This is a genomic window from Roseimaritima sediminicola, assembly GCF_009618275.1.
Classification (GTDB): Bacteria; Planctomycetota; Planctomycetia; order Pirellulales; family Pirellulaceae; genus Roseimaritima; species Roseimaritima sediminicola.
The window spans coordinates 33,171-50,252 of sequence record NZ_WIAD01000030.1 but is presented as its reverse complement, the minus strand read 5'-3'; the positions used below and the strand labels follow the sequence as shown (position 1 = coordinate 50,252).

Genomic DNA, 17,082 nt, shown 5'->3' with positions numbered 1-17,082 from the left:
GCGTGGCCATTCCCTTTCCTTTTTCCTTCGGCCAAGTTCGACAGGGGTCATAGCTTTGCCCGCATGCTCTGCTGCACTTCGGGGACGCGGCTGGAAACATCGTTAATGTCGTTACGATCGTCCGGTTTAACAAACAACTGTTCCGCCTCGCCGCGGCGGTGGTAATACCAGTGGGGCGTGGTAAGTCCCAGGGAGCCATCGCGGCCCTCGGTGCGAACGGCCGATTCGAACGGCTGGGCGTCGGCGGCCCACTGGGCAGGCGAGAGCAGCCCAGCGGCTGCGGGGGTTGGCTGGAGGACGGCCGCCAGGGCCGCTTCGGGCGTCGAGGGCAGGGCACAGCGAGTGATCGGCAGGCCGGGCCCGCCGGCCATCAACGGCACCTGAATGCGGGGGCTGTACAGCGGCCCCACCGCGCCGATGTGACGCCGTTCGCCCAGCGCCAGACCGCTGGTGCCCAGCACGATGATCCGCGTGGGCCGGTCGGCCGTGGCGTCGCGCAGCACGGCCACCAACTGGTCGACCAACAGCACCTGAGCGGCGTAGGCCTGCATCCAAGCCAGCGTGACGTCGGGGTCGTGGTCCGGAGGCAATTCAATGGCCGGCGGCTGGACGCCAGTGGAAGCGGTCGAGTCGGATCCGGCGGTTTGAGCCTCAGGGGTCGAGTCGCTTTCCTGCCAAGCCGGGCCGTCCTCCGCTTCGGGCTCCCAGGAATCCTCCTGCCACGGCGCTTCGCTCCACGCTTCTTCCGCTTCGGGTTCCTCCTCCCACGGCTCCTCCTCCCAAGCTTCCTCGGGCACCAGATCACGGGGGGCGTCCCAGCGGCGCAGCAAGACGTCGCTGTGCAGCCAGAACAGCGGGGCGGCGGCGGAGGTTGATTCGTTGGCGGCGTCGTCGGCGGTCGTCGATTCGTCCTGCAGGACATCCAGCAGGGCGGCGACCGCTTGGGCCAGCGCGGTGTCGACCACGTCGGCGGCCACCTCGCCGGAGCCGCCGAAGTCCAGGTGCTGGAGATGGCGCGGCCGATGCGCGGCGGCCACGTCGATCGCCGGCCGACTGTCGCTGAGCCAGTACAGCGGTCGGGCGGCCGGCAGGGCACCCAGGCAACGCTCGAGCACCACGGCCGGATCATCGCTGGGGACGATGCAGCGATCGAAGGTCGTTCCGGTGGCGGAGAGCATGTCCAACATCGGCGTTTGATTCCAGGAACATCCGTAGGGCCCGAGGGCGGCGGTGGCGAAGCCTTCCAGAGAGAGAACGACAGAGCGAGGTTGCATGATTTTCCGTGCTATCCGCTACGACCGATGCGTGGCGAGTCTGTTTGCCGGCCGAACCCGCGTCGACCTTCCGCCCGCAAGTTTAACGGAGAGATAGGGTTGCGGTGAGCCGTCTTGCCCCCCTGCGTACCGACACTGCGTACCGAGTTGCCCACCATGTCGTTTGCTTCCTCCACGCCGCCCGCATCGCCGCTTTCTTCGCTGGCCGATCCGTCGCCCACGGTGCCGGGGTCCGGCGCGGCCGAGGCTTCCGCAACCGGCGCCTCGGCACCCGCCCAGCAACCCGCCCGCTTCCGGCCGCCGGCCACGGTCCCGGTTTGGGGGCTGCCGTTTTCCCAGCTGACCCTCGACGGTTCGCTCGACGCGATCGATGCGATGATTCGCGACGGCCAGCCGCGGTATGTGATCACCGCGAACTTGAACTACGTGATGCTGTCGCACGGAGCCGAAGAAATGGCTGCGATTAATCGCGATGCCGCTCTGATCCTGGCCGATGGCCAGCCGATCGTGTGGCGCTCGCAGCTGCACGCCGAGCGGCTGCCCGAGCGCGTCGCCGGCAGTGAGATGATTTATCGTCTGGCCGAGCGGTCGGCCCAGCGAGGCTGGCGGATCTTTTTTCTTGGCGCCGCTCCCGGCGTGGCCCAGCGCTGCGCGAAACGGCTGAGCCAGCTGTACCCGGGCTGTCAGATCGCCGGCGTCGAATCGCCGCCGTTCCGGGCGTTGTCGAGCGAGGAAGAGGCTGGGCTGCACCAGCGGATCCGCGACGCGGCGCCGGACATTTTGTTGGTCGCGTTTGGTCAACCCAAAGGCGAACGCTGGATCCACCGACACTACCGCCAGTTGGGCGTGCCGGTCAGCATCCAGTTGGGCGCGTCCTTTGATTTCGTCGCCGGAGCCGCTCGGCGCGCCCCGCGGCTGATCCAGCGAACCGGTATGGAATGGGCGTACCGCATGGCCCACGACCCCCGGCGACTGCTGCCCCGCTACGCCGGCAACGCCGCCTTTCTAGGGCGAACGCTGATGCGGGAGTTGGTGGGTCGTGGTTAGTGGCGAGTGGCGAGTAGCGAGTAGCGAGTGGCGAGTAGCGAGTAGCGAGATTTGAGATTCGCTGGACTCTAACGGATTCTATGTACGGGAACGGACGTTCCCGAATCGCGGCGAGATGGCATGTTGTAACGCAAAAGGCGAGCCTGGAGACCTATCCCAGGGCGTTGCCCTGGGCTGACCTAGGGCCGGCCCCTTGGGCCTACTCGCGTGCGAGTCCTCGCACGCAGACTCAAGCCCATGGTACGGAAACGCCACCACGGGCTGACGCCCGTGGCTACATCCTGCCGTCCCTTCGGGACTAAGACGCGAGCTACGAAGGCGAGTTCAGCTACGGCAACCAACCCCGGCTACGCGGCCGAGCGTGAGGACTGGGCGTAGAACTGCTGGAGCTTCTCTGCCACGGTTTCCTGTTCCTGTTCGGTCAGTTCCGGGAACATCGGCAGGTTCAGGATTTCGGCACAGGCGGCGTCGGTTTCGGGCAGCGATACTCTCGCAAACGGCTCGTCGCGATAACACTGCTGTTTGTGGACCGGAATCGGATAATAGATTTCCGTGCCCACGCCATGCTCGCCGAGGAAGGCGCGCAGTTCATCACGCTGGCCGTCGCGAACGCGGATGCTGTACTGATTCCAGACGTGGTACGCGTCGGGATCGGCTTGCGGCAAGGCGATGCGGCCATCGTCGGCGACGTCGGCCAACAGCCGGTCGTAGCGAGCGGCGTTCTCTTGACGTCCGGCGATCGCTTCGGGCAGCCGCTGGAACTTGACTCGCAGCACCGCGGCTTGGAACGAATCCAAGCGGCTGTTGATGCCCACGACTTGGTGATAGTAGCGGGGTCGCATGCCGTGGCCGGCAAACAGACGCAGGCGATCGGCCAGGCCGGCGTCGCGGACGGCCATCATCCCACCGTCGCCCATCCCGCCAAGGTTCTTGGTGGGATAGAAACTGAAGCAACCGACTTGGCCCCAGCTGCCGGCCGGACGGCTGTGGTAGGCCGCGCCGATCGATTGGCAGGCGTCTTCGATGACCGGGATATCCCGCTGGGCTGCGATGCGGCAGATCCGATCCATCGCCGCGCACTGGCCGAACAGATGTACCGGAATGATCGCTTTGGTGTTGTCGGTGATGGCCGCTTCGATGGCCGCGGGATCGACATTGAACGTGTCGGGACAGATGTCGACGAACACGGGCGTGGCGCCGACGCGGGTGATGCAGCTGACCGAGGCGAAGAACGTAAAGCTGGGCACGATCACTTCGTCGCCCGGCCCGATGTCCAGCGCCATCAGGGCCAACAGCAGGGCATCGCTGCCGCTGGCACAGCCCACGGCATTGTCGACCTGCGAGAAGGCGGCGACTTCTTGTTCCAGGTGAGCTACATCGGGGCCGAACAGAAAGCGGCCGCTGTCGACCACCTGCTCGAGAGCTTCCATAAAGGCGTCGCGCAGGGGGTCATTTCCGCGCGCGACATCCAACAACGGCACCGAAGACGATCCATCGCTCATAACTGTCGATTCCTTTACCGCTAACGACGTAGCGAACGAATTGGTGGGTTTGAGTTGTGCTCAAATGTTCCCCGAAAAGTCGGCTTTCCGGGAACGCGACACCGGTCGTCGAGCGACATCGGGCGCGAGGTGACATTGGGCGTGGGGAGAGTAGGTCGGAAGCGAGCGAGCGGTCAAGATCAGCCTTGTCGACCCGTGCGGGCCCGCGACCTATGATAAAACGCTGTCTGCCTCCCGCTCACCTTCCAGGAGATCTTTCTGTGCTTCGCACCTTCCCTGCCGTTTCCGTTTGCCACTGGGCATTGGCCCTGTTGTTGGTAACGCCCCTGTCCACCGGCCGGCTGTCGGCGGCGGACCCGCCGGTTGGCGTTTTGGCTCCGGGCGGGGACGCGATCGCGATGACCGACGAGGTCAAGTCCGCCGTCGCGCCGCTGTTCAAGGCGATCCACCAGGCCGACAGCCTGCGCGTGACCGCCGAAATGCGGCTGACCGCCGCGGTCCAGGGCGAAACGATGCAGGAGCAGACCGGGACGTACCGCGTGGTTTCCGCCACCCCGAACCGCGTCTCGGCGCTATTGAAAGGTGCCGACCAGGAATCCCAGATGGTCTCCGACGGCGAACATTTATTCTACTCGCTGATCCCGGGCACCTATATCGAGCTGCCCGCCCCACAGCGACTGGAAGCCCTGTCCGGAGACCTGGAGACGCCCTTCGGTCCGTTTCCCGAATACATCCTTTCGCTGTCCCTGGCCGGCGTCGACGCGTACCCGGCTTACTTTCGCACCGCAACCGGAATGGGCGTCAGCGATGGCGAGCGAGAGGAGCTGCCCGGCACGACGCGGATTCACGTTCGCCGCGGTGACGGGGTGGTCTGGGATCTGTGGGTCCGCGGCGGCGACAGCCCGGCTCCGGTGCGGCTGGCCGTCGACCTGACCGGCATGCTGGTCCGCATGAACCAGGTGCAACTGCCCGAAGGTTTCACCTATGTGATGGAGCTGGATTTCAAGAACTGGGAAACCAACACGGAAATCGACGAAGAGGTCTTTCATTACGAACCCAAAGCCGACGCGGAGAAATTTACTTCGCTGGACGCGTTCATCGATTCGCTGGCCGACGAAAGCGAGGGGCCGCATCCGCTGGTGGGCCAGAGTGCACCGCCGCTGGAAACCAAACAGCTGGACGGCAGCGACGTGGCCCTCGAAAAGCATCGCGGCAAGCACGTGGTCGTGCTGGATTTCTGGGCCACCTGGTGCGGACCCTGCATCGAAGCTTTGCCGCTGATCTCCAAGACCGCCGCCCAGTTCGCTGACCAAGGCGTCGTGTTCTATGCCGTCAACGTGGGCGAAGAGAAGGCGCGGATTCAAGAGTTTTTGAAGCAACAGGAACTGGACCTGCCGGTGTTGCTGGACCCCGAAGGCCAGATCGCCTCGGCCTATGGCGCAAACGCCATCCCCCAGACCGTCCTGATCGGCAAGGACGGACGCGTGGAAGTCGTCCACGTCGGCTTCGGCGGCGCCGAGGAAATGGAGAAAACCCTGACCGAGGAATTGACCGCCCTGGTCAAAGGCCAGCGGCTGGCCCCCGAGCCAGAGACAGAGGAGGAGAAAGCCGCGGAGGAAGAGAAGCCGGCAGAGGAGAAGCCGGCAGAGGAAGCCGCGGAAAAAGAGTAATAGCGGCCGCTGGCCCGGGCTGGCTTTCGCTCGGCTGGAAGCGAAGGGTGATACTGCAGAGTTCGCCTCGGCTGGGACAGCCGAGCTACGATGTGGAATGCGACTCGGCTGGGACAGCCGAGCTACTATGATTTCCTGCGTTTTTCCGGGTGGACTTGCTGTGGCACGACAGATGGACATCGGCACCGCCGCCGGATTGACGCGCCGACTGGCGACTGGGCACAACGCCGGAGCGGACCTGTTGATGCTGCTCGGCGCCGAGGTCAAGAGCGGATCGATCCGTCATCGCGAAGCCATCGAGGCTTTGATCGACGGGGTCAAACAGGGCGTCCCGTTATCGAAGTCGATGCAGCAGTACGGGGATTACTTTCCGCCGCTGTTGGTCGGCATGACCCGCGTGGGCGAGACCACCGGGCGTTTTGAGCGCACGATGTATCTGTTGGCCGATCACTACGACCATCGCGTTTCGGTGCGGCGGGCGTTCTGGATCAGCATCGCCTGGCCGCTGCTGCAGTTGGTCGCCGGCATTCTCGTGATCGCCCTGCTGATCCTGATCCTGGGGCTGCTGAAACCCGGTGGCCAGGAGATGATGGACATCACCGGTTTCGGCCTGCGAGGCCCGAGCGGGGCGTTGATCTTTCTGTTGCTGGTCGGACTGTGCTTTGCGGCGCTCGCGGGTGTGGTCGTGGGCCTCCGCCGGAACGTGCTGGGATGCCACAACCTGATCCCGCTGTTCTACATGCTTCCCAAACTGGGGCCGGCGATTCGCACGATCACCCTGGCCCGCTTTACCTGGGTCCTGGCGTTGACCTTGGACACCGGCCTGGATGCGATTCGCGCCGTGACGCTGGCCCTGGACAGCACCGGCAGCGATTACTATCGCGGCGGAATCCGGCCGGCGACCGCCGCGATCGAGCAGGGACAGAGCCTGACCGAATCGCTGCGCGCGACCGAGGTGCTGCCCGATGATTTCCTGGTCCAGATGGAAGTCGCCGAGTTGTCGGGGACCGATGCCGAATCGCTGCAGGCGCTGGCGTTAGAGTACGAGCAGCAAGCCAAGCTGGCCGTCAAGACGCTCAGCGGGATCCTCTCGGTGCTGATCTGGTTGGTCATCATCGTGGTGTTCGTGGGGATGATCATCAACATGTTGATGCGCGTCTACCAGCCGTACTACGATGCCCTTCAGCCGATCTAGGAACGCGTGATGAAGGTCTTGATCGCAGAAGACAATCAAGTTTGGCGAGACCTGCTGGTGAAGAATCTCCAGCGGTTCGGCTTTGATTGTGTGGTTGCGGACAACGGCCGAGAAGCTTGGGAAATCCTCTGCCGCGACGACGCCCCGCGGCTGGTCCTGTTGGACTGGCAGATGCCCGAGATGGATGGGTTGGAGGTGTGCCAGCGGATCAAGCGGGACGAGAACCGCGGTTTCACCTACGTCATCCTGCTGACCAGTCGCGACGCCAAGGAGGACATGGTGGCCGGGCTGGACGCCGGCGCCGACGACTACCTGACCAAACCCGTCGACGCCGCGGTGTTGGGCAGCCGCCTGCGAGCCGCCAAGCGGATCGTCGAAGCCGTCCCGCCCAAGGAATGGACCAAGCCCCAGGTGCCCGGCTACCAGGTCGAACGGTTGATCGGCAAGGGAGCCTTTGCGACCGTCTGGGAGGCCACCCGCGAGGGCGATCCGCCGAGGGTGGCACTAAAGGTGTTGCGGGTCGATCTGGCCACCGAAGACGTCTTCGGCCGCTTCGCCCGCGAGATCGAAGTCATGAAACGGCTGGACCATCCCCATATCGCCCATATCTACGACAGCCGGATCGACCAACGGCTGGGCTACTATGCGATGGACTTGATCCACGGCGACACGCTGGACCGCTATATCAAAAAGCACAAGCCGCCGGGGCTGGACGTGATCGCGATCATCGCCGACGTCTGCGACGGGCTGCACCACGCCCACGGCCAGGGCGTCATCCACCGCGACCTCAAACCCTCCAACATCATGGTCGACCGGGATCGGCGGGCCAAACTGGTCGACTTCGGGCTCAGCAAAACCATGTTCTGGCCGCCGGCTTCGGAGGATTCCGCCGAGACGCTCGACGGCGCGGTCATCGGTTCGCCCCTGTTCATGGCTCCCGAACAAGCCCGCGGCGAGAACGAACGCCTGGACGAGCGCTCGGACATCTACAGCGTCGGCGTGGTGCTGTACATGATGCTGCTCCGCCGCCATCCCCAGAAACTGGTTTCCAAAGAACGCTGGGAAACCATCAAACAGATCGCCGAGGGACACGTCCAGCCGCCGACGTCGCTGAACCCAAAGTTCAGCCGCACTCTGGAAGCGATTATCATGAAGGCGCTGCACGAAGATCCCGACCAGCGCTACCAGAGCGCCGGCGCGATGGCCCAGGCCCTGCGAGACTTCCTGGCTCGCCGCCAGCGATCGGGCGGGACTTCGGACACGACCGAGAACGCTTGATTTCCGCCTCGCTGCGGCGGCGCTGCTAAGTTGGTCTGCCTCGGTTTCCCCCTCCCCCTGTTTCTCTCCCACCAAACCCGCGAGCCCTCCCAGCATGAAACGCCTGCTCTGCGCCCTCAGCCTCACCAGCCTGCTTGCGGTCGCCGCCCACGCCCAGGACGCGATCATCGACGCCGGCGACTACCCCAACCTGCAAGCCGCGGCCGACGCCATCCCGGCCTCCGGCGGCGAACTGCGGATCCCACCGGGAACCTACGAATTGACCGAACCGCTGCGGATCCATACCGGCGACACGCGAATCGTCGGCGCCGGCACCGCGTCCCACCTGGTGAACAAGAACACCGATGGCCAACCCGCCATCCTGATCGAGCACGCGGACTACCACGACCAAGCCCCACCGCGCGAGGAGCGGCTGTGGCGAATCTGTCTGGCCGACCTGCGGGTTACGGGCAACGAGCAAAGCGGCTCCGGCATCGACGCTCGCTACATCCAGGAAATCATGATCGACGGCGTTTCGAGCAGCTACCACGGCGGCGACGGGCTGCATCTGGTCTACTGCAACGAAGACCCGCGAATCTGTGACAACCTGTTCACCTACAACAAGGCCTCCGGCGTCCATATCTACGGCTGTCACGACATCATCGTCGCGGCCAACCATTTCGAAGAAAACCAGGACGGGCTTCGCTGCATCGACGCCTACAACCTGACCATGAACGGCAACAACCTGGACGACCATCTGGGCGATGGCGTGGTCATCGAAAACACCTACGGCAGCGTGTTGGCCGGGAACATGATCGAGGAGTGCCAGGGCTGGGGCGTGGTGCTGGATCGCGACTGCTATGGGATCACGATTTCGGCCAACGTGATCGCCCACGATTTCGCCGGCGGGATCGATTTGCGCGACGCCCACGGCTGTGCTGTTTCGGCCAATACGTTCACGATCGTCAAGAACATCGCGGTGGCCGTACGGCCCGACTCGGGCAGTATCACCCTGACCGGAAACAATTTCAGCGACACCTGGATCGGCGACGATGCGGACGGCCAGCCCCAACAGCGGCGCGGCAACGAGCCCAGCCGGATCGAAGAGAACCCCAACGAAGCCGCCGGGATCCTGTTGGAGCGGTGCGAGAGCGTCGCGATCACCGGCAACGTCTTCTCACGGCTCTCGACCGAAGCGGTCCGGCAACAGGGCGAATGCGTCAACATCGTCCAGTCGGGCAACGTCCTGCGGCCCCGCCAGCAGCCCGAACCGGCCGAACAGTAGAAACCGGTGCAGAGTCCGCAGCGAAAACCGTCCCCGCCCCCTGGGGAGCTGCAGCGGCGTTGTCTAGACTACCATGTTTAGGATCGCCCTACCGATTCTGTTTTTACTGCAGCAAATATGGCACTGATCATTCTACGGTGTTTGTTTCTGGCCTGTGCGCTGGGAATCAGCCAATTAATTAACCACAATCTGACGGCTGACAAGGTCGACACCTGGGTTCCTTGGGGGGTTTTTCTGTCCACCCTGGGCATCTCGGTCGCCGTGCTGTTGGGCGACATCTTTATCGCCAAGAAAGACCTCAGCACGATCTCGTCGGTGTACTTTGGGTTGCTGATCGGGTTGCTGCTGACCTATATCCTGTCGATCGCCGCGGCGCCCCTGATGCGCAGCGCCGACGCGATCTGGTGGCAATTGGTCGGGGCGATGGTGCTGTGCTATATCTGCACCAGTTTTCTGCTGCAAACCAAAGACGACTTTCGCTTTCTGATTCCCTACGTGGAATTTGTCCGCGAGGTGAAAGGGTTTAAACCACTGGTACTGGACACCAGCGTCGTGATCGATGGCCGCATCGAGGACCTGGTCAACACGGGCATCTTTGACAACCAACTGATCATCCCGCGGTTCGCCCTGACCGAATTGCAAGCGATTGCCGACAGCAACGACAAACTCCGCCGAGCCCGCGGTCGTCGCGGCCTGGATGTCCTGAACCGGCTCCGCGGCAACGACGGTGTGGACCTGCAGATCTACGACCGCGAACTGCCCGAAATGACCGGGCAGACGGTGGACCTGAAACTGGTGCTGTTGGCCAAGCACCTCGAAGGCAAGGTCGTCACGGGCGACTTCAACCTGAACAAAGTCGCCAAGCTGCACAACGTCCCGGTGATCAACCTCAACGAGATCTCCAACGCCCTGAAACCGCTGTACCTGCCCGGCGAGACCTTCCAGGTGCAGGTCATCAAACCCGGCGAAGGGGCCGACCAGGGCGTCGGTTACCTGGACGACGGCACGATGGTCGTGATCGAAGGCGGCCGCCACGCGATCGGCAAACACAAGAGCGTCGTGGTCACCAGCACGCTGCAAACCAACGCCGGCCGGATGATCTTTGCCAAGACCGAAGACTAGTGCTGGGCCAACATTTGAGCTCAGGGTCTGGCCGTAGCTGAAGTCGCCAGACTTGGGACCTCTTCGCCGCCTCGATCCAATCTCCGGCGAGCTCGGCTACGAACGACCGTCGCCGCTTGCTTGACCCTGGTCCGCGGCGCCCTCGTCCTCGCCCGCTTCGGCCTCTTCGCCCGCTTCGGCTTCTTCACCCGCTTCGGCTTCTTCGCCCGCTTCGGCTTCTTCACCCGCTTCGGCGTCCCCACCGTCTTCGGCTTCCTGCTCTTCGGCGGGAACCTGGGTCGGGTCATCCAGCGGCGCCAGGACGATCTCCAGTTCGACCTCTTCGCCCTTGCGGTACACCTTGACCTGTTGCGTGGAACCGATGGGCATGCGTTCGACGGCATTCTGCAGCTCGATCGGTTCCCGCACCCGGGTTCCGGCGAACTCCAGGATCACATCCAGCGGCTGGATGCCGCCTTTTTCGGCAGCCGAATCCTTGATGACCTGATAAACCAACACGCCCAGCCCGACGGGCAAGTCCAAACGGGCGGCGACCGACGCGTTCAGCTCCGCCAGGCGAATCCCCAAGGCGGCCCGGCGGACCCGCCCGTGATGGAGCAATTCGTCGGCGACCCACCGCGCCTGGGCGATGGGGATGGCAAAGCCGATGCCTTGGTAGCTGCCGTTGCGGGTGGCGATCGCCGTGTTGATCCCCACCAGGCGGCCATCCAGATCGATCAGGGCGCCGCCGGAGTTGCCGGGATTGATTGCCGCATCGGTCTGCAGCAGGCTGCCGCGACGGATCCGGTCCAGGGTCCGCCCCTTGGCGCTGATGATCCCTGCGCTGACGGTCGCCTCCAAACGAAACGGGCTGCCGATGGCCAGGACCCAATCGCCGATCTCCAGGGCGTCGCTATCGCCCAGCTCGATCGCTTGCAGTTCCACGTCCCCCACCTCCAGCCGCAACGTAGCGATATCGTTGTCGGAGTCGCCATGCACTTCGCCGGCGGTCAGCTCGCGACCGTCCTGCAGCCGCACGATCACCTTGTCCGCCCCGGCGATCACATGGTTGTTGGTCACGACCGTCCCGTCGGCCGACAGCACCACGCCGGAGCCCAGGCCGGTGGCGCGGAGCGATTCGCCATCGCCGTCGGGGCGCGTGCGCGGCATCGGCTCGGCCGGCGAGGGCGCCAGCAGCCGCGGCGTCTCGTCGGGATCGTCCACCTGACCGTACGCGACCACCGTGACGACCGAGGGAGTCGCTTGCCGGGCAGCATCACGAAACGCTCGCGAGAGCGCCTTGGGGCCGGTCAACGCCTCGTCGGCCAGAACCGCCGGCGGGATGGCCGCAAAAGAAACGAAGGCCACAGTGAGACAACAGAGGGTGCGGAGGATCATGGTGTTTCCTGCTGGTTCGGGCGATCACAAGGGGGCTGGCCTAGCGGACACAGCACGGGCAATGGTGCATTATAGAGGGCCCTGCCAAGCGAAGAAGAGACATGCCCAGTGGAGGAGACATGCCCAGCGAAGGAGACAGGCGATGCGTCCCGAAAAATTAATTCACCTGGCCGACGCCGCCGTGGCGGCCCGGCGGATGGCCTACGCCCCCTACAGCGGCTTTGCGGTCGGCGCGGCTGTCGCCACCGCCGACGGCCAGCTGTTCACCGGCTGCAACGTAGAGAACGCCTCCTACGGCGGCTGCCTCTGTGCCGAACGCGTAGCCGCCGCCGCGGCGGTGGCCGCCGGCCACCGGCGTTGGCAGGCCCTGGCGATCGCGCTTCCCGGTGGCGGCACCCCCTGCGGGATCTGTCGCCAATTCCTGAGCGAGTTTGCCGAGGACCTGCTGATCCTGGCGATCGACACCGATCGCCCCACGGCCCCGCCCCATCGCTACCAGCTGCAGCAGCTGTACCCGCACGGCTTCTCCGGTCGAGACCTGCAAGCTGGCCCGCCGAAGCCGCCCACCCCGTAGGCGGCACCCCAGGCTCGCGGCTGGGGCTACCGCATGTCGCCACTGGCGTGGCTGCTGCGCCCGGAACTTCGCACGCCAACCATAGAATCCGCCGGAGTCAGCAAATCTCAAATTCGCCACTCGCCACTCGCCACTCGCCCACTCGCCCACCGAACGGTGACGAGCAGAGCGACGGGCGAGGACGCCCGCTCAAAAGCTGTCGGGAAAAGTCGCACCTGGATGTATGCAGGGTTTCCAGACGCGATAGAATTGAAGACACGCCTTATCGGCTGGACTCGACGTCGACCCCGACCCGCCGATTCTCCTGCTCTCTCGGCACCTAGCGCTGTCGCCCTTAAAGCACGTAATGAATACCTACAGCCTCGATTACATCGACGACCTCTACGCGCAATACGTCAAGGAACCGAACAGCGTGTCGGAAACCTGGCGGCGTTACTTCGAACAGTTTCTCGTCTCTACCGACGCCGCCTTGGAATTGGGTCCGCAGGGCGACGGAGCGGCGACCGGCGGGCAGGGGGCGACCGGCGGCCAGGAGGATCAGGACGGCGACAACGGGCGGCCGCACACCGCCGCCGGACCTCCGGTCACGATCGGCGACCCGGATCAACTGCGACACGTGGCCAACGTCCAGGCGCGGGTCGACCAACTGGTTCGCGAATACCGCGTCCGAGGGCACTTGATCGCCCAACTGGACCCGCTGGGTTTGGCTCGCCCGGCCTGTCCGGAACTGAACCCGGAGATCTACGGCGTCACCGACAGCGACCTGACGCGGCCCTACACCGCCACCAACGTCCCCGAGGCGACCAACCGAACCATCGGCGACGTGCTCCGCCGGCTGCGCAATACCTATTGCCGCAGCATCGGGGCCCAGTTCATGCACATCGACAACCGCAACATCCGCGACTGGTTGCAGCGGCGGATGGAGATGACCGAGAACCGTCTGGAATTGGCCCACGAGGTCCAGCGGCGGATCTACACGCGGTTGGCCGACGCGTCAATCTTCGAAGAGTTCGTGCGGCGCAAGTTCGTCGGCGCGAAAACCTTCTCGCTCGAGGGGGCCGAGAGCCTGATCCCGATGTTGGACTTGGCGCTTGAGAAAGCCTGCCAGCACAAGGTTCGCGAGGTCGTCCTGGCGATGGCTCACCGCGGCCGGTTGAACGTCTTGGCGAACATCATGAAGAAACGGGCCATGAACATCTTCTGGTCCTTCGACGACCCCAATCCCGAACTGAACCGTGGCCGCGGCGACGTCCGCTACCACCTGGGCTACAGCAGCGACTGGAAAACCGCTTCGGGCGAACACCTGCATATCTCCCTGTGCTTCAACCCCAGCCACCTGGAATTCGTCAATACCGTGGCCCTGGGACGCTGCCGCAGCAAACAGGATCGTCGCGGCGATGGCCAGCGCAAGGAAGTGATGACGATCCTGATCCACGGCGACGCCGCGTTCGCCGGCGAAGGCATCGTGCAGGAAACCTTGAACCTCAGCCAACTGGAAGGCTACAAGACCGGCGGCACGCTGCACATCGTCCTGAACAACCAGGTCGGGTTCACCACCGAACCGGAGGACGGCCGCAGCACGACCTACGCCACCGACATCGCCAAAATGCTGCAGGTTCCGATCTTCCACGTCAACGGCGAAGACCCCGAGGCGGTGGCCCAAGTCGTTTCGCTGGCCATGGACTTCCGCAAAGAATTCCGCCGCGACGTGGTCGTGGACCTGTACGCCTACCGCCGCTGGGGCCACAACGAGGGCGACGAACCGCGGTTCACCCAACCCCGCCTGTACGCCGAAATCGATCGCCGCCAGAGCGTCCGCGACAATTACCTGAAACGGCTGCTGAAGCTGGGGCAGATGACGGTCGAAGAAGCTCAGGACATCCAGACCGTGCGGACCGAGAAATTGGAGCGGGAATTCGAAGCCAGCCACACCGAACAGTTCGTTCCCGATGTGCAAACCCTCGAGGGCACCTGGTCGGACTACTTCGGGGGCCCCGAACCCGATGCGGGCCGAGCCGAAACGGGGGTCGACGGCGAAACGCTCAGCACGCTGCTGGACAGCCTGACCCGGTTGCCCGAAGGCTTTGCGGCCCACAAGAAACTCAAGCGGCCGATGAAGTTCCGCCGCGAGATGGCCGCCGGCAAACGTCCCCTGGACTGGGCCGCCGCCGAAGCCGCCGCGTTCGCAACGCTGCTCCACGAAGGCCACCCGCTGCGAATGTCCGGCCAGGACTGCGAACGCGGCACGTTCAGCCATCGGCATGCTGTCCTGCATGATTCCAAGACCGGCGAAACCTACACGCCGCTGAAACACCTGCCCGATACCGATACCCTGGTCGAAATCTACAACAGCCCGCTCAGCGAAGCCGGCGTGTTGGGTTTTGAATACGGCTACTCACTGGATTGTCCCGAAGGCCTGATCGTCTGGGAGGCGCAGTTCGGGGATTTCTGGAACGTCGCGCAAGTGATCGTCGACCAGTTCATCGCCAGCGCCGAAGACAAATGGAAACGGCTCAGCGGCCTGGTGATGTTGCTGCCCCACGGCTTCGAAGGCCAGGGGCCCGAACACTGCAGCGCCCGCGTCGAACGCTTTCTGGCCATGGCGGCCGAACACAATATCCAGGTCTGCCAGCCCTCCACCCCGGCCCAGTTCTTCCACCTGCTGCGGCGACAGGTCAAGCGACGCTGGCGAAAACCCCTGGTGACGCTGACCCCGAAGAGCCTGCTGCGGCATCCGCTGGTGACCAGCCCGCTGGAAGCCTTTACCCAGGGCGGCTTCGTCAAAATCCTTCCCGACCAAGACGTGCGGCCCGAGGACACCACCCGGATCCTGCTGTGCACCGGCAAGGTCTACTACGACCTGCTGGAAAAACGCCAGCACCTCGAACTGAACAACGTCGCCATCGTCCGCATCGAGCAACTGTATCCACTGAGCGTCGAAGAGTTGATGGCGGCGCTCGAGCAGTACGCCTCGGGCACCGAGCTGATTTGGATCCAGGAAGAACCGATGAACATGGGCGTGTGGCCCTACCTGAAGATGAAGTTCGTCGACGCCCTGATCGAACGGTTCCAGTTGAGCGCCGTGACGCGAGCCGAATCGGCCAGCCCCAGCACCGGCAGCCATAGCGCCCACAAACTGGAACAGGAAGACCTGCTGACCGCAGCCTTCGAAGATCTGGATAGCTAAGCCGTAGCCGAACTCGCCGTAGCCGAATTCGCCAGAGTGTGGTTGGCGGGGCGGCGATCCGCGGAAGATTCGATTGCAATTTGCTGACTCTAACGGAATCTATGTACGGCTTGTGATATTCGTTTGCAGCAGCCACGGAGTGGCGACATGTGGTAGCCCCAGGCGCGAGCCTGGGGTGCCGCCCCACACCCGCGCGCCAGTCCCAGAGGGACGACACGAAATCCGGTGCCAGACTTCATGTCGCCCTTCCAGGGCTTTCGCTTGTATGTATTCCGTGTCCCCAGGCTCGCGCCTGGGGCTACCACATGCCATCGCTCCGCGATTCGAGGACGTTCGTCTCTGTACATAGAATCCGTTAAAGTCAGCAAATTGCAAATTCCCCCCCAAAGTCTGGCGACTTCAGCTACCCGATTCCCCCCAACGTCTGGCGACTTCAGCTACGGGGGAGCGCAGCTTAGATCTGAAAATTCAGCTCGTGGTCCTGCTGGCTATTGGCCACGGCCGATCCGCGAACCCGCAACTGGGGCTTTTCCAGCGTCACGGTCGTGAACGGCGAAACCGACCGCGTGATCCAGACGCTCGACCCGATCACGCTGTCGTGACCGACGGTCGTCTTACCGCCCAGGATCGTCGCATTGGCATAGACCACCACGTTGTCTTCGATCGTCGGATGACGTTTGCGGCCGCGGATCAATTGCCCGTCGGCATCGGTGGGAAAGCTGAGCGCACCGAGCGTCACGCCTTGGTACAGCTTGACGTGGTTGCCGATCTGGCAGGTTTCGCCGATCACCACGCCGGTGCCGTGGTCGATGAAGAAGTGGTTCCCGACCGTGGCGCCGGGGTGGATGTCGATCCCGGTGGTCTGATGCGCCCATTCGGTCATCATCCGGGGGATGAACGGCACGCCCAGATGCAAAAGCTCGTGGGCGATGCGGTACACCGTGATCGCTTCGAAACCGGGATAGCAGAACACGATCTCGTCGGTCGTCTGGCAGGCCGGGTCTCCCTCGAACGCCGCTTTGACGTCGGTCGACAGCACCTCGCGGAGCTGCGGAATCCGCCGCAGCAGTTCGATCGCCATGGCTTGCCCCTTGGCTTCGAAATCGATCTGGCTTTCACAATCGTTGTGATTGTTGCGCACGCGGTCCTCGTGCTCGAGGGCCCGACCGATCTGCGTGGTCAGCGAATCGTGCAACTGGTCGATCGTTCCCCCGACGTGATAACGGATGTTCCCCGAATGCAGTCCCACCTTGCGGCGGTAGCCCGGATACAACACGTCCTTCAGGTCGGCCAGGATGTTGATGACCGCGTCGTAGCTGGGCAGCGGACAGTGGCCCAGGTGGTTGATCACGTCGTCGGGGGTGTAGGTAGCGACGATCTGCTCGGTCAATTCCGGCAGCTGTTGCTTCAGCCTGAAATCGGAGGCCATCGAAGCGGATCCTGGGAACGAGTGAACGAAAGGCCGATAGGCCCAAACCAGCGAGTCTGCGCAACGTATCCTACGCAGACGGTCCTCGTCGAACAACGCAGCGGCCGGTCGGGCGAGTCCCCCCCAAACCGTCCGCAGCGCGGGTGAAGTGGTTCAGTTGCCC

Annotated in this window: 12 protein-coding genes; 8 read left to right on the top strand and 4 right to left on the bottom strand. The window is 64.0% G+C overall.

Translation table 11 applies throughout. The features are described 5' to 3' along the window. Positions 1–47 precede the first annotated feature (47 nt). Positions 48–1,274 carry an alkaline phosphatase family protein gene (locus GE027_RS14755; RefSeq protein WP_153557972.1) on the bottom strand — a complete coding sequence of 409 codons (1,227 nt, stop codon included), beginning with the start codon at positions 1,272–1,274 and terminating at the stop codon, positions 48–50. Between the two features lie 156 nt (positions 1,275–1,430). Here GE027_RS14755 and GE027_RS14750 point away from each other — a divergent pair, with 156 nt between their 5' ends. Then, positions 1,431–2,321, top strand: coding sequence for a WecB/TagA/CpsF family glycosyltransferase (locus GE027_RS14750; RefSeq protein WP_153557971.1), 891 nt, complete (start codon positions 1,431–1,433; stop codon positions 2,319–2,321). Between the two features lie 347 nt (positions 2,322–2,668). Here the strand turns inward: GE027_RS14750 and GE027_RS14745 are convergent, their stop codons facing one another. Next, a complete protein-coding gene (locus GE027_RS14745; RefSeq protein WP_153557970.1) occupies positions 2,669–3,823 on the bottom strand; it encodes a DegT/DnrJ/EryC1/StrS family aminotransferase in 1,155 nt (384 codons plus the stop codon). Between the two features lie 260 nt (positions 3,824–4,083). On the opposite strand from GE027_RS14745, the gene GE027_RS14740 reads away from it, so the two are divergent. The 5 genes from GE027_RS14740 (at position 4,084) to GE027_RS14720 (ending at position 10,352) form a co-directional block, all read left to right on the top strand. Then, on the top strand, positions 4,084–5,493 hold the full coding sequence (locus GE027_RS14740; RefSeq protein WP_162006745.1) for a redoxin domain-containing protein: 1,410 nt from the start codon (positions 4,084–4,086) through the stop codon (positions 5,491–5,493). Positions 5,494–5,653: 160 nt separating this feature from the next. Next, positions 5,654–6,688 (top strand): type II secretion system F family protein, encoded by a 1,035-nt coding sequence (locus GE027_RS14735; protein WP_162006744.1) that lies wholly within the window; start codon positions 5,654–5,656, stop codon positions 6,686–6,688. A 9-nt stretch (positions 6,689–6,697) separates the two neighbouring features. After that, positions 6,698–7,966, top strand: coding sequence for a protein kinase domain-containing protein (locus tag GE027_RS14730; RefSeq protein WP_153557967.1), 1,269 nt, complete (start codon positions 6,698–6,700; stop codon positions 7,964–7,966). Between the two features lie 94 nt (positions 7,967–8,060). Continuing rightward, positions 8,061–9,230, top strand: a complete 1,170-nt coding sequence (locus tag GE027_RS14725; protein ID WP_153557966.1) for a right-handed parallel beta-helix repeat-containing protein — start codon at positions 8,061–8,063, stop codon at positions 9,228–9,230. A gap of 117 nt (positions 9,231–9,347) precedes the next feature. Beyond that, positions 9,348–10,352: a PIN/TRAM domain-containing protein gene (locus tag GE027_RS14720; RefSeq protein ID WP_153557965.1), complete on the top strand. Its 1,005-nt coding sequence runs from the start codon at positions 9,348–9,350 to the stop codon at positions 10,350–10,352. A 96-nt stretch (positions 10,353–10,448) separates the two neighbouring features. Here the strand turns inward: GE027_RS14720 and GE027_RS14715 are convergent, their stop codons facing one another. Further along, positions 10,449–11,699 carry a S1C family serine protease gene (locus GE027_RS14715; RefSeq protein WP_237607559.1) on the bottom strand — a complete coding sequence of 417 codons (1,251 nt, stop codon included), beginning with the start codon at positions 11,697–11,699 and terminating at the stop codon, positions 10,449–10,451. A 172-nt stretch (positions 11,700–11,871) separates the two neighbouring features. Here GE027_RS14715 and cdd point away from each other — a divergent pair, with 172 nt between their 5' ends. Next, positions 11,872–12,303 (top strand): cytidine deaminase, encoded by a 432-nt coding sequence (gene cdd, locus GE027_RS14710; protein ID WP_153557963.1) that lies wholly within the window; start codon positions 11,872–11,874, stop codon positions 12,301–12,303. A 346-nt stretch (positions 12,304–12,649) separates the two neighbouring features. After that, positions 12,650–15,490: a 2-oxoglutarate dehydrogenase E1 component gene (locus GE027_RS14705; RefSeq protein ID WP_153557962.1), complete on the top strand. Its 2,841-nt coding sequence runs from the start codon at positions 12,650–12,652 to the stop codon at positions 15,488–15,490. Between the two features lie 454 nt (positions 15,491–15,944). Here the strand turns inward: GE027_RS14705 and GE027_RS14700 are convergent, their stop codons facing one another. Beyond that, complete coding sequence (locus GE027_RS14700) at positions 15,945–16,919, bottom strand: serine O-acetyltransferase (RefSeq protein ID WP_153557961.1); 975 nt, start codon at positions 16,917–16,919, stop codon at positions 15,945–15,947. Positions 16,920–17,082 lie beyond the last annotated feature (163 nt).